The 13,797-nt window shown below is 59.2% G+C and carries 11 protein-coding genes and 1 pseudogene; 8 read left to right on the forward strand and 4 right to left on the reverse strand.

The annotated features are described in order from the left end of the window. The first annotated feature begins 46 nt into the window (after nucleotides 1–46). From ACYZTX_RS17685 to ACYZTX_RS17710, 6 genes and pseudogenes are all read left to right on the forward strand, one after another. Entirely contained in the window at nucleotides 47–1,336 is a 1,290-nt protein-coding gene (locus tag ACYZTX_RS17685) for a phenylacetate--CoA ligase family protein (RefSeq protein ID WP_462035160.1), read from the forward strand. Continuing rightward, on the forward strand, nucleotides 1,336–2,379 hold the full coding sequence (locus ACYZTX_RS17690) for a GNAT family N-acetyltransferase (RefSeq protein ID WP_462037065.1): 1,044 nt from the start codon (nucleotides 1,336–1,338) through the stop codon (nucleotides 2,377–2,379). The genes ACYZTX_RS17685 and ACYZTX_RS17690 overlap by 1 nt, the downstream gene beginning before the upstream one ends. Nucleotides 2,380–2,534: 155 nt before the next feature. Continuing rightward, nucleotides 2,535–2,981, forward strand: a complete 447-nt coding sequence (locus tag ACYZTX_RS17695) for a DUF411 domain-containing protein (RefSeq protein ID WP_462035161.1) — start codon at nucleotides 2,535–2,537, stop codon at nucleotides 2,979–2,981. After that, the gene (locus ACYZTX_RS17700; protein WP_462035162.1) at nucleotides 2,981–3,415 is read left to right on the forward strand and encodes a YqaA family protein; all 435 of its coding nucleotides are present in this window, start codon (nucleotides 2,981–2,983) and stop codon (nucleotides 3,413–3,415) included. Before ACYZTX_RS17695 ends, ACYZTX_RS17700 begins: the two co-directional genes overlap by 1 nt. An 85-nt stretch (nucleotides 3,416–3,500) precedes the next feature. Next, the gene (locus ACYZTX_RS17705; protein ID WP_462035163.1) at nucleotides 3,501–4,526 is read left to right on the forward strand and encodes an alpha/beta fold hydrolase; all 1,026 of its coding nucleotides are present in this window, start codon (nucleotides 3,501–3,503) and stop codon (nucleotides 4,524–4,526) included. Between the two features lie 58 nt (nucleotides 4,527–4,584). Then, a pseudogene (locus ACYZTX_RS17710) lies at nucleotides 4,585–4,737 on the forward strand (NAD(P)-dependent oxidoreductase); the annotation flags it as partial. 83 nt (nucleotides 4,738–4,820) lie between these two features. Here the strand turns inward: ACYZTX_RS17710 and glgB are convergent. From glgB to ACYZTX_RS17725, 3 genes are read right to left on the reverse strand one after another with little or no spacing between them, the layout of a single operon-like run. Next, nucleotides 4,821–7,052, reverse strand: a complete 2,232-nt coding sequence (gene glgB, locus ACYZTX_RS17715; RefSeq protein ID WP_462035164.1) for a 1,4-alpha-glucan branching protein GlgB — start codon at nucleotides 7,050–7,052, stop codon at nucleotides 4,821–4,823. A 2-nt stretch (nucleotides 7,053–7,054) separates the two neighbouring features. Beyond that, a complete protein-coding gene (gene treS / locus ACYZTX_RS17720; protein WP_462035165.1) occupies nucleotides 7,055–10,396 on the reverse strand; it encodes a maltose alpha-D-glucosyltransferase in 3,342 nt (1,113 codons plus the stop codon). A gap of 40 nt (nucleotides 10,397–10,436) precedes the next feature. Next, nucleotides 10,437–12,434, reverse strand: coding sequence for an alpha-1,4-glucan--maltose-1-phosphate maltosyltransferase (locus ACYZTX_RS17725; protein WP_462035166.1), 1,998 nt, complete (start codon nucleotides 12,432–12,434; stop codon nucleotides 10,437–10,439). Between the two features lie 229 nt (nucleotides 12,435–12,663). Between ACYZTX_RS17725 and ACYZTX_RS17730 the strand changes: the two genes are divergently transcribed. Then, nucleotides 12,664–12,834, forward strand: coding sequence for a hypothetical protein (locus ACYZTX_RS17730; RefSeq protein WP_462035167.1), 171 nt, complete (start codon nucleotides 12,664–12,666; stop codon nucleotides 12,832–12,834). A gap of 3 nt (nucleotides 12,835–12,837) precedes the next feature. Here ACYZTX_RS17730 and ACYZTX_RS17735 read toward each other — a convergent pair whose 3' ends face one another. Beyond that, nucleotides 12,838–13,338 carry an MgtC/SapB family protein gene (locus ACYZTX_RS17735; protein WP_462035168.1) on the reverse strand — a complete coding sequence of 167 codons (501 nt, stop codon included), beginning with the start codon at nucleotides 13,336–13,338 and terminating at the stop codon, nucleotides 12,838–12,840. Between the two features lie 137 nt (nucleotides 13,339–13,475). Between ACYZTX_RS17735 and ACYZTX_RS17740 the strand changes: the two genes are divergently transcribed. Next, entirely contained in the window at nucleotides 13,476–13,709 is a 234-nt protein-coding gene (locus tag ACYZTX_RS17740; RefSeq protein WP_462035169.1) for a DUF3203 family protein, read from the forward strand. The last annotated feature ends 88 nt before the right edge of the window (nucleotides 13,710–13,797 follow it).

Here is a 13,797-nt window from a genome sequence, read left to right on the forward strand (position 1 = left end):
CTTGTCTTTAACCATCAAAGACGCCTGACATAAAAAGAGAAATCCAATGAAATCAACTTATTCGTTCGAACAGCTAGTGCCTTATATACGGCAACATTCAAACTTTTACCGCCAACAACTGAAACACTTACCACCGCAAGGTTTTACGTTACAAGATCTACCCGTTACCAACGCAGTGGACTATTGGACTGACAGCAATGACTTGAATCATTGGCCGGTCCTCACGGGAAATGTCGACGACGCGCTGGTGTTTAAAACCGGAGGATCGACCAGTCAGGGCAAACTGACGGTTTACACCTATCACGAGTGGCAAGTACTGGTCAGTACGTTTGGAGAAAGTTTTTCCTCTCAACTGAACGACGGCGACCGCGTCGCCAATCTGTTCTTTTCCGGTGATCTTTACGCCAGTTTTCTGTTCATCCACGACTCTTTGTCGCACGTCAGGCGATCCATCTGCGAGTTTCCGTTTACCGGCCAAGTCGAGCTGGACGTACTGGCCAATGCAATCGATCAGCATCGGATCAACGCGCTGGTCGGCGTACCGGCACAGCTGCTGCGATTCGCTGCCTACCTGAACCAGCATCGGCGAGTACTGTGCGGGGTTGATACGTTGCTGTATGGCGGCGAAAGCCTGTTTGCCCCGCAGTTGGCAATCCTCACCGACGTGTTTCCCAACGTGCGCATTGCGTCCATTGGCTACGCCAGTGTGGACGCCGGCCTTATCGGGGCCAGCGACCGCGACTGCGCTCTGGGCGAGCATCGGGTGTTTGAACCGCACACCGTGCTGGAGATCATCGATGAACTCACCGGTGAAGTCATCGAAGAATGCGATCGCACCGGATTGTTGGTGGTGACCAATCTGACTCGCCGGCTCATGCCGCTGCTGCGTTACCCGGTGGGAGACCGCGCGTGCTGGCGCGAACCCGGCGCAACCCCCAGGCGTAAATTCGCCCTCAAGGGACGTAGCGCACACAGCCAGCGAGTGCGGGTGGGCGTGCTGTCGCTGCTGATCGACGACATTCAGGAAATCATCCAGCGCATTGCCCACAACGACCAATGGCAATTGTTGATCGAACATGACGGATACAAAGATATTTTGAGCGTGAAGTGGGTTCCCTCAGCTCAATCAGTGGCCACCGTACCGGTGTGCCGGGCGCTGTACGAGGCGCTGGTTGAACACTATCGCGCCATCGAGGAACTGAGCCGCGAGGGTCTGCTGGAGTTGCGAGTGCTGTCCTGCGATGTCACCGCGCTGAAGCTTCACCCACGTTCCGGCAAACAACTGCGGGTTCTGGACTTGCGCGTGTATGGCGCACCGTCACCGGAGCCCGCATGATGATGCCTTTGATTTTTCGACCCTATGGGCCATCCGACGCAAATGCCGTGAGCCAGTTGTTTCGCAAGGTCTATGGCGATCGTTACGTTCAGCCGGATGTTTACTTGCCGAACATGATCAATCAGCACAATGCCGAGGGGCGCTGGAAGTCGATGCTGGCGGTGGGTAGCGGGCGCGTTCTGGGGCATGCCGCGTTGTGCCATGGCACGCCTTCGCAAACCACAGAACTGGCCCTGAGCGTGGTGCATCCCGCCGCGCAGGGTCAGAGTATCGCGACCGGTCTGGGCCGAGAGTTACTGTCGCGGTCAGGTCCCATGGGGTTCAAGAGCGTCTCGATCAAACAAGTGACCCACCACCCCTACACGCAACGCATGGCAGTAAACATCGGCTTCCACAGCACGGGTTTGCTTCCTGACTACGTCCCTTCCCCCTTCGCTGAGCCGCTGCCCGAAACCATTGTGATCGGTTGCCATGTCGTCGAAGGACATACGCGTCCGCTCCCCGACATCCCATGGCCTGACAGCTGCCGGGGGTTTATGCAGCACTTGTGTTCCGTGTTCGGGACTCATCCGGACGCGACGCCGTTGTCTTCTCTGCCCTTGCAACTCAAACAACACCATAAAAGATTCGAAATGGTCATTCAGCGTTTGACCAAACGTCTGCTTGACCAGATCAGGCAGTTACCCAGGCACTGGTTGATTTCGGCCAAACTTCAGTTGTCACGGCACTTTGCCAGAGACTTGCGCAGTTTTACGGCCCTAGGCTTCGCCTTTACCGGGCTGATGCCTACATCAAACACCAATGGGTGGTTCGCACTGTTTCATCGAGGGGCACAGTCTCGACACCTCAACTTGCACTGCCCACACATGCAACGGTTGCATGACGACTTACAGAAAAACGCCAGCACGCAGAATAGCGTCGAAGCGCTGAACAGAGCCGGGACAGCTGGCGGTGTGGAGGATAGAGCGCCGTCAATGGCATGCCCGGCCCCGAGCGCGGGCGCCGGCGCCGGCGCCGGCGCCGGCGCTCATCGGCCAACCTGACAACTTTGTAATGTGCAACTCATCTGACTGACAGCTTTGATCTACGATGATAAAGCTGCCCCGTTTTGTATTACTTCGAAACACTCCTTGAATGCCAAGCCAGGAAAAATGGTCAGAATGCATTTTTTTGGCCGCACTCCGAGACGAGATTCCCCATGCGAACCCACCTGCGTCTGGTCGCCCTGAGCGCCCTGTTCATTTCCTCCCTGGCCCAGGCCGCCGACCTGATCCCGATCGAGGTTCACCGCGATGCCAATTGCGGTTGCTGCAAAAAATGGATCAGTCATCTGGAGGCCAACGGCTTCAAAGTCGACGATCACGTCGAAGCCAACATGAGCGAATTCAAGCAACAGCACGGCGTGCCTCCGCGCCTGGCGTCGTGCCACACCGGCTTGATCAACGGCAAATTCGTCGAGGGCCATGTGCCGGCCGACCAGGTGTTGGCCTTGAGCAAGCGCGACGATCTATTGGGTGTCGCCGCCCCCGGCATGCCCATGGGTTCGCCCGGCATGGAAATGGACGGCATGAGTGATGCGTACCAGGTGATCGGCCTGAAAAAGGACGGCACTGACATGGTGGTGGCGGACTACCCTGCCCATTGATGTTCGGTGCGTACATAGGGCTGTTTTTCGCGGCATTCGGTGCGGCAACCCTGCTGCCCTTGCAGTCCGAAGCGGTGTTGGTGGGCCTGTTGCTCAGCGGCAAGTATGGGCTCTGGTCGCTACTCGCCGTGGCGACGTTGGGCAATGTTCTGGGGTCACTGGTGAACTGGTGGCTGGGGCGTGGTATCGAGCGGTTTCGCGATCGGCGCTGGTTTCCGGTCAGCCCGCGTCATCTGGAAAAAGCCCGAGTCCATTATCAGCGCTATGGTCATTGGTCGTTGCTGCTGAGTTGGGTGCCTGTGATCGGTGATCCACTGACGTTGGTGGCCGGCGTGATGCGTGAACCGCTGGGGCGCTTTTTATTCATCGTGACCCTCGCCAAGGCCGCCCGTTATGGCGTGCTGGCTTTGGCCACAGTGGGCTGGATGGGTTGAACGATTATCCACCGCGATTGCCTGTGTTTAATGTCGACCTAATCGTGCCGATCCAGCATCGGCCGATTTCCAATGGAGTTTACCCATGCCCCTCACTTTCTCCCGCTGGCTACCCGGCCTGCTGTTGACCGCTGCACTGCCCGTCATTGCTCACGCCGAAGGCCCGGAATATGGTCAGGAACTGCAGGGTTTCGAGTATCCCTACACGGTCAAGCATTTCGCCTTTCAGTCCCAGGGCAAATCCCTGCAAATGGGCTACATGGACGTTGCCGCGTCAGGCAAGGCCAACGGGCGCAGTATCGTGCTGATGCACGGCAAGAATTTCTGCGGTGCAACCTGGGACACTTCGATCAAGGCCCTCAGCGAAGCCGGTTACCGGGTCATCGCCCCGGACCAGATCGGTTTCTGCACCTCCAGCAAACCGGACAGTTATCAGTACAGCTTCCAGCAACTGGCCGCCAACACCCAACAACTGCTCAAAGCTCTCGGCATCCAGAAGGCCAGCCTGCTCGGGCATTCCACCGGCGGCATGCTCGCCACCCGCTATGCCTTGCAATATCCCGAGCAGGTCGAACAACTGGCGATGGTAAATCCTATCGGTCTTGAGGACTGGAAAGCCCTCGGCGTGCCGTATCTCACAGTGGATCAATGGTATGAACGCGAGCTGAAGGTGACCGCGCAACGCATCCACGACTACCAGCGCAGCACTTATTACGACGGTCGCTGGAAACCCGAGTTTGACCGCTGGGTGGACATGTACGCGGGCATGGCCAAAGGCCCGGGCAAAACCCAAGTGGCGTGGAACTCGGCGCTGATCTACGACATGATCTTTACCCAACCGGTGTACTACGAATTCAAAGACCTGAAAGTGCCGACGCTGCTGCTGATCGGCACCTCTGACACCACGGCCATCAACAAAGACATCGCACCGCCCGAGCTCAAGGCGAAACTCGGTCATTACGACGTCCTCGGCAAGCAAGTGGCGAAACTGATTCCCGGGTCGACGCTGGTTGAATTCCCCGGCATGGGCCACGCGCCGCAAATGGAAGAACCGGCGAAATTCCACCAGGCCCTGCTCGCCTGGCTGGACAAAACCAACCCCGTTCATTGATGAGGTAAGGCTGATGGCTGTGCAGATTGCGGTGATTGATGACTGGCAGGATATGGCCCGTGGCGTGGTGGCCAAAGCCAATGCCCTGCGCGCAGGCAAATGGCAGCCAGGGCTGGGCGGCGACCTGCAGGGCTAGACTCTGGCGATTCTGGGTTTGGGCAGCATTGGCTCTCGCGTTGCCCAGTTTGGTCAGGTGTTCGGTATGCGGGTCCGATTCGCCTGTTAAGCTGACTCCGCGTCATCGCCCATCGCGAGCAGGGAGCCTGCTCGCGATGGGAACGACGCGGTGTTAGATCAGTCCTCCGGACGCAGCATCAATACCGCCAGCGGCGGCAAGTTCAACACCAACGACAGGTCCTGCCCATGGCTCGGCTCTTCCTCGGTAAACGCCCCGCCGCTGTTGCCATAGTTCGAACCGGCGTAGGTGGCAGCATCGCTGTTGATCACCTCGGTCCAACGCCCGGCAAACGGCACGCCAATGCGATAAGCCTGGCGCGGCACCGGCGTGAAGTTAGCCACTACTAACACCGGCCGCCCGTCCTTGCTCCAGCGCATGAAGGCGTAGACGCTGTTGATCGCATCATCACCGATCAACCACTGGAAGCCTTGCGGCGCGTCGTCCTGATCATGCAGCGCCGGCTCTTCGCGATACAGCCGATTGAGATCGCCGACGAGTTTCTGCACCCCTTTGTGTTCCGAGTACTGCAGCAAGTACCAATCCAGTTGCTGATCGTGGTTCCACTCACGCCACTGACCAAACTCGCAGCCCATGAACAACAGCTTCTTGCCCGGATGCGCCCACATGAAACTCAGGTAGGCGCGCAGGTTGGCGAATTTCTGCCAGCGATCGCCGGGCATCTTGTCGATCAGCGAGTGCTTGCCGTGTACCACTTCGTCGTGGGAGATCGGCAGGATAAAGCGCTCGGACCAGGCATACACCAGGCCGAAACTCAGTTCGTTGTGGTGATGGGCGCGGTATACCGGGTCCTGCTGAATGTAGTGCAGCGAATCGTGCATCCAGCCCATGTTCCACTTGTAGTCGAAGCCCAGTCCGCCCTGTTGCGTGCCCTGGCTGACACCCGGCCACGCCGTGGATTCTTCGGCAATCACCAGCGCGCCGGGGGCTTCAAGGTTTACCACGTCATTGAGATGGCGCAGGAAGTCGATGGCTTCGAGGTTTTCCCGACCACCGTGACGGTTCGGCACCCACTCGCCAGCCTTGCGCGAATAGTCGCGATACAGCATCGAAGCCACGGCATCGACCCGCAGGCCGTCAACGTGGAAATGTTTGAGCCAGTGCAACGCCGAAGCCAGCATGTAGCCGTGCACTTCGGTGCGACCCAGGTTGTAGATCAGCGTGTCCCAGTCCTGATGGAAGCCTTCCTGCGGGTTGCCGTATTCGTACAGCGCAGTGCCGTCGAATTGCGCCAGGCCGTGGGTATCGGTAGGAAAATGCGCCGGCACCCAGTCGAGAATCACGCCGATGTCGGCCTGGTGACAGGCATTGACGAACGCGGCGAAGTCTTGCGGCGAACCGTAGCGGGCGCTCGGAGCAAATTGCGACAACAGCTGATAACCCCATGAACCACCGAACGGGTGTTCCATGATGGGCATCAGTTCGATGTGGGTGAAGCCCAATTCCTTCACATACGGAATCAGTCGTTCGCCCAATTCGTGCCAGGTGTACTGGCGCGCCACTTCGCCCAGATCGTCCAACTCGCATTGCCAGGACCCGGCATGCAATTCATAGATCGACAGGGGCGCGCTCGGCCGATGACGGTCACCACGCGCTTGCATCCACTCGTGGTCCTGCCAATCGATGTTCAGCGGTGAAGCGACTTTTGACGCGGTATCCGGCGGCAGCGAGGTGGCCAACGCCATTGGGTCGGCCTTGAGCGGCAGAATGCCTTGGGCACCGAGGATTTCGTATTTGTACGTTTCCCCTGGCTGCAGGCGCGGGACAAATACCTCCCAGACCCCGGTGGGATGGCGCAGGCGCATCGGGTGCCGGCGACCGTCCCAGTTGTTGAAGTCACCCACCACCGACACCCTTTTGGCATTCGGTGCCCATACGGCGAACCGCACGCCATCGACACCGTCGACCGTTTTCAGCTGCGCGCCGAGGCAAGCGCTGAGATCGCGGTGATTGCCTTCGGCGAACAGGTACAAGTCCATCTCGCCGAGTAACGGGCCGAAGCTGTAAGGATCCTCGGAAACCTGTTCGCCGCCGGCCCAGCGGGTTCGCAGCAGATAGGGCTGCGCCCGATCGAAATGCCCGACGAACAGACCCGGCGTCTGGGTCGCCTCAAGGTTGCCGAGTTCTTCCCCGGAGTCCTTGGCCAGTACCTGCACGCTCAAGGCGTCCGGCAAATAGGCCCGAATGAATTGCCCGCCGGCACCATCGTCGTGGGGGCCGAGAATTGCAAAGGGGTCCTGATGTTCGGCGCGTACCAATGCGTCGATGTCCCGCGATCTGGGCAGCAACGCTTCTTTAGCGTGCCCCTGTTCCTTGTTCGAGAAACTCATGACTACTCTCCACCAAGATCGGAAAAGGGTTTAAGCCCACTCAATAACCCATACAAACCGTGCAACGGCACGGGCAACCAGGTGGGGCGATTTTCTGCCTCATAGGCCACTTCATACGCTGCCTTCTCCAGGCCGAACAACGCCAGCGCGGCGTCCTCGCCTTCCGGGTCTTGCCATGCATGAGCAAGACTAGCTGCCGCCAGCCGATAAGCGTCGACAAATGCTTGTCTTGCTTCATTTAAATAGCGATCGGCGACACGTAGACGAGCGGCTTGGGCATCGGCCGTGTTGTCGACGTTGTGCACATTGATCGCCATTGCCGCAGCGTAGTCAAAGGAACGCAATACGCCACTGACGTCTTTGTACGGGCTGTGTTTGCCCCGACGTTCGTGCAGCGGCCGTGCCGGCTCGCCTTCGAAGTCGATCAGGTAAGCGTCGCCCTTGATGACCAGCACCTGGCCCAAGTGCAAGTCGCCGTGGACGCGAATCCGCAGACCACCGACGGCTTTTTTACCCAGCTCCTGAACATGGCTGAGGATGGTTTTTTTGTTGTCCAGTAAACGACTGACCAAGGCGTTGTCTGCCGGATTCAATTCGCTTTGATGCTGTTTGAGCAACTTCAGCGCGTACTCCAGTTGCGCCGCCACGTCCTTGGCCGAGGCCAGGGCATCTTTCTGGGAGGTGACCTGCGGGGCGAAGTCCGGGTTGCCGCTGGGCGCCGCCAGTAGCTGGTGCATTTCGCCCAGACGCTGACCGAGCATGCCGGCGAAGTCTCTCAATTCACCCAAGGCGTTGTAGTGTTGCTCCTGCTCGGACATGGCGTCGGCCAGTTCGTCGCGCAGCGCCCGTTCGAGGTTGTTCTGGGTCCATTCCCAGGCGTCGCCCTGATTGCTCAAGTAGCCTTGGGCAATCATCAGCAGATTGTCCTCGCCCGCCGGATCACGGCGCACCACCGAACCCAGCAGTGGCGAAATATTGCGGAAACCGGCGTTGGTCAGGAACGCGCTCATTTCCAGTTCCGGGTGCACGCCAGACGCGACCTTGCGGATCAGTTTCAGCACCAGGCTGTTGCCGATCACCACCGAACTGTTGGACTGCTCGGCGGACAGGTAACGCACTTCCGATTCCCCGGTCAGGCCGAGTTTCGCCAGTTCCGCCGTCGGCTCGAAGTGGATCTCGCCCGCGCTGGATGGCAATACGGAATTACTTTGAATGCTGTGCAAGACCGTATGCACAAAGGTGTCGAGGCTGAAGGCGTCGGTGATCAAACCGACCTGACGCACGCGCCGGACCCGAGACAAGGCCAATTGCTGAGGCAACGCGGCACCGACCTGATCTTCCGCGATAAAGCCGAACGGCAACTGATAGCGACTGGTCTGGCCGCCGCTGGTGACGTCGATTTCACTCAACAGCACCGGGTGTTGCGGCTCGCCGAAGCGCACACCGTAAGCAATGTTGACCTGCTCGATGGCCGCGTCCTTGCCGGCGAACCAGCGGCGATTCTGCAGCCAGTTCGGCAAGATACCCTGCTCCAGCGTGCCGCGGGACGGCGCCTCGAGCAGTTCTTCCATGCGTTTTTTCAGCACCAGCGTGGTGAAGTCCGGCAGGCTTTGCGCCGGTTCCACGTGCCAGCTCGGCATCTGGTTTTCCGCCGCGAGCGCGAACCAATAAAAACCGTAAGGCGCCAGGGTCAGCAGGAAATTCAACTGGCCAATCGGCGGGAAGGCGTTACCGCCGAGCATCTCCACCGGCACCATGCCGACGTAACCCGACAGGTCCAGCTCCGCCGCTTGCGCGCTACGGGACACGTTGGCCACGCACAAGATGATCTCGTGCTTGCCGTCGGCCCCGGTGAATTCCCGGGTGTAGGCCAGAATCCGCCGGTTGCTCGGCGACAGCATTTTCAGCGTGCCGCGACCGAAGGCCTTGGACTGCTTGCGCACGGCGAGCATGCGCCGGGTCCAGTTCAACAGCGAATGCGGGTCGCCGGCCTGGGTTTCAACGTTGACCGACAGGTAGCCGTATTGCGGGTCCATGATCGGCGGCAACACCAGGCTGGCCGGGTCGGCGCGGGAAAAACCGCCATTGCGGTCAATCGACCATTGCATCGGCGTACGCACGCCGTCACGGTCACCGAGGTAGATGTTGTCGCCCATGCCGATTTCGTCGCCGTAATACAGGGTCGGCGTGCCGGGCATCGACAGCAGCAGGCTGTTGAGCAATTCAACACGACGACGATCGCGCTCCATCAACGGCGCCAGACGTCGGCGAATCCCCAGGTTGATCCGCGCCCGACGGTCGGCCGCGTAGTAATTCCACAGGTAATCGCGCTCCTTGTCAGTGACCATTTCCAGGGTCAACTCATCGTGGTTGCGCAGGAAAATTGCCCACTGACAGTTGGCTGGAATCTCCGGGGTCTGGCGCAGAATATCGGTGATCGGGAAACGATCTTCCTGAGCCAATGCCATGTACATGCGCGGCATCAGGGGAAAGTGGAACGCCATGTGGCATTCGTCGCCGTTCAGGCCTTTGGCGTCGGTGTCACCGAAGTACAGCTGCGTGTCTTCCGGCCATTGGTTGGCCTCGGCCAGCAGCATGCGATCGGGGTAATTGGCGTCGATTTCGGCCCGGATCTGCTTGAGGACGTCGTGGGTCTCAGGCAGGTTTTCGTTGTTGGTGCCGTCACGTTCGATCAGGTACGGAATCGCGTCCAGACGCAAACCGTCGATGCCCATATCGAGCCAGTAGCGCATCACCGACAGCACGGCTTTCATGACTTGCGGGTTATCGAAGTTCAGGTCTGGCTGGTGGGAATAGAAGCGGTGCCAGAAGTACTGGCCGGCTACCGGGTCCCAGGTCCAGTTGGACTTTTCGGTGTCGAGAAAGATGATCCGGGTACCGTCGTATTTTTGATCGTCATCGGACCAGACATAGAAGTCCCGTGCCGCCGAGCCAGGTTTGGCTTTGCGCGCGCGCTGGAACCAGGCGTGCTGGTCCGAGGTGTGGTTGATGACCAGTTCGGTAATCACCCGCAGGCCACGCTTGTGGGCTTCAGAGATGAAACGCTTGGCGTCGGCCATGGTGCCGTAGTCAGAATGCACACCACGGTATTCGGCAATGTCGTAGCCGTCGTCGCGCCGTGGCGAGGGATAAAACGGCAACAGCCAAATGGTGTTGACGCCGAGATCGGCAATGTAATCGAGTTTGGCGATAAGGCCAGGAAAGTCGCCGATACCGTCATTGTTGGAGTCGAAAAAAGACTTAACGTGTACCTGGTAGATCACCGCATCCTTGTACCAGAGCGGGTCTTTGATAAAGGTGGCAGCCTTGGGTTTCTTCGCCATTTGAAGCTCCTTTGAATTCGATGAAGCCCCCTCGCCACAGTTAGGAGGTTGTGATGCGCCAGATCCCGAACGGTTGATTTGCCGGGTCGATCCGCATGAATTGGTACTTGCCGTGCCAGGTCCAGCGATGACCGCTCATCAAGTCTTCGCCCTGGGTGCTGGCGTCGTCGGGCAAGCCCATTTCCCACAGCGGCAATTCGAAATTCGCTTCCTGGACGTTTTGCGGATCAAGGCTGACGGCGACCAGAATGAAATTGCTGCCATCCGCGCTGCGTTTGCCGAAGTACAGAATGTTGTCGTTCCAGGCGTTGTAGAGCTTCAAGCCCAGATGCGTCTGCAGTGCCGGGTTCTGCCGGCGGATCCGGTTGAGCTGGGCGATCTCGGCAATAATGTTGCCCGGCGCGTTGAAGTCCCGCGGGCGGATTTCGTACTTCTCGGAATTGAGGTATTCCTCCTTGCCCGGCACCGGTGCCGCTTCGCACAGTTCGAAGCCTGAATACATGCCCCACAGACCGGAGCCCATGGTTGCCAGCGCCGCACGTATCAGAAAACCGGCGCGCCCGGACTCATGCAAAAACGCCGGGTTGATGTCCGGTGTGTTGACGAAGAAGTTCGGCCGGAAGCATTCACGCCACGGCGACTCGTTGAGTTCGGTGAAGTAGGTCGCCAGTTCGGACTTGTTGTTGCGCCAGGTGAAGTAGGTGTAGCTCTGGGAGTAACCGACCTTGCCCAACCGCGCCATCATCGCCGGGGTGGTAAAGGCCTCGGCCAGGAAAATCACCTCGGGGTACAGCGCCCGCACATCAGCGATCAGCCACTGCCAGAACGGCAGCGGTTTGGTGTGAGGGTTGTCGACGCGAAACAGCTTCACGCCCTCCTCGACCCAACCCACCACGATGTCGCGCAACTCGACCCACAGACTCGGAATCGCATCGGCGGCATAGAAATCGACGTTGACGATGTCCTGGTATTTCTTCGGCGGGTTCTCGGCGTATTTGATCGTGCCGTCCGGCCGCCAGTTGAACCAGCCCGGATGCTGCTCCAGCCACGGGTGATCCTGGGAACATTGAATCGCGAAGTCGAGGGCGATTTCCAACCCATGGTCAGCGGCTGCCGCGACAAGACGCCGGAAGTCTTCGCGAGTGCCCAGCTCGGAATGAATCGCCTCATGCCCACCCTCTTCGCTGCCGATGGCATACGGACTGCCGGGATCGTCCGGCCCGGCGGTCAGGGAGTTGTTCGGGCCTTTGCGGTAGCTGCGGCCGATCGGGTGGATCGGCGGGAAGTACAGCACGTCGAAGCCCATGTCCTGGATCATCGGCAGCCGTGAATGCACATCGTTGAAGGTGCCATGACGGGCCGGATCGTCAGTGATCGACCGCGGAAACAGTTCATACCAACTGGCGAACTGCGCCAGGTCCCGTTCGACGTCGAGCGGGTACTCAGGGCTGATGCTCAAATAGGCCCGATGATCGGCCTGCGACATCAGCTCGGCGCTACGCTGGTGCAGAAACAACTCGACCTGCTCGATTTCGAGCAGACCCGACAATTCATGGTGCAGCGCCGCCAGTTGTTCACTCAGCAGCCCTTCCATACGTTCGGCCGCTTGCTGGACCAGCGTTCGCCCTTCCTGCAATTCCAGACTGACCGGCACCCTGGCCGCGTGTTTTTTCTCCAGCTCATAACAGAAGCTGGCGAACTGATCGATCCAGGCCTCGATGCAAAACACATAACGGCCCTGGCGCGCGACCCGGAACTGGCCCTGCCAACCGTTATTGCCCAAGTCCGTCATGACTTCGCTTTGCCAGGTCTCGTCACCCTCGGCACGCGAGCGCACGCGCACGGCCAACGTGTCGTGACCGTCGGCAAACACTTTGCTGGTCACCACCACGTCCTGACCGACCACGGCTTTGACGGCGAACTGGCCGCCATCGAGTGTCGGCATGGTGTTTTCGATTGCGATGCGCGGTAGCAGTAAAGCCTGCGACAGCGGCATATGAGGGTTGTAGTTCAGCTCTGTCGGTTTTTCAGCAGTCATCGAGCATCTCTCCTTTACGCCCCATGGACGCTCTTGTGTCTGTGGCTTGTTACTGGATCGCCATCCCGCAGGACCGTCCGCCCCGGAATGAACTCACCTAAGTTCCGAGCCACAGGCACCGGTAAAGTTCACGAGCATTTGCCTGAGCCTTCGGGGGAATCAATTACTTCGCACGGTGGTCAACACACTTAAGCACGACTTACGCCATGTGCCACTGGAGGCTAAAACCATGAGCATTCCGATCCCTGCCGAGACACCTGATCCAAACATCGACAGCCCGACCATTCCGCCTACCGAACCGGAACCTGTGCCTGACCAGGAGCCGCCCGGCACCACCCCGCCACCCAGGGAAGAGCCACCAAGCACCATGCCGCCGGTCATTGTGAAGCCAGCGTCATGACAATTACGGGGCGTGATCCTTATCGAGTAATTTCACGATCCTTGGCATCACATTGAAGATCGCCAGCGCCAGGAACGTACTCAACACCGCCGTCGCCTCTCGCCCCAACCCGGCCGAGACGCCAATAGCCGCAGTCATCCACAACCCGGCGGCGGTGGTCAGGCCTTTGACATGCCCCTCGTCGCCCTCGTTGTTTTTCAGAATGGTGCCTGCGCAAAGAAAGCCGATCCCCGCGATCACGCCCTGCACCACCCGGCTCATGGCATCGGCTTGAGAGCCGGACATCTGCGGCACCAGCACAAACAGTGCGGCGCCGAGAGCCACTAGCATGTGGGTGCGCACGCCAGCGGCCTTGCCTTTGTGCTCGCGCTCGAAGCCGAGAATCCCGCCCAGCACCGCCGCCATCAGCAGTCGCACGGTAATCCGCGTCAGTTGTGAAGCGTCGCCGATGTCAGCGAACTCCGATTGAAGGGTCACCCAAACCTCATGCCACCAAGCGTTCATGGTGTTGTCCTTGTGATGACTGGAAAGAAAGTTGCTCGATTCAGGATGGACCGCGTCGACCATTAATCGGTTGCACAGAACGATGATCCTCGGCTGTGCCCTAACACTTTAGACCCCGCAGAAAAAAGGACACCTCCATGACTGTGCGCATCGAAAACCAGACCTGCTTCTTCATTACCGAAAACGGCGAAGAAATTCGTCTGTGCCCCGACGTCACCATCATCACCGACTCGGACAAAGCCATGTCGGCGGTGGAGCTCAACGGCCAGCGCGTCTACATCACCGAAGCAGAAGCCGATGCATTGACCGTAGCAGGCGCAGTCGACGGTCGTAGGCATTTGAAGGCTACCGACAGTGATTCGGTGATTTGACTGACCCGGATCAACAACACCCGCAGACGCTTGATGTAGGCGCCTGCATCCCGCTGCAGCGGGTGCTTCAACGTGTCGCAGGCAGCGG

The sequence above is a fragment of the Pseudomonas sp. MDT1-17 genome (genome assembly GCF_054898105.1).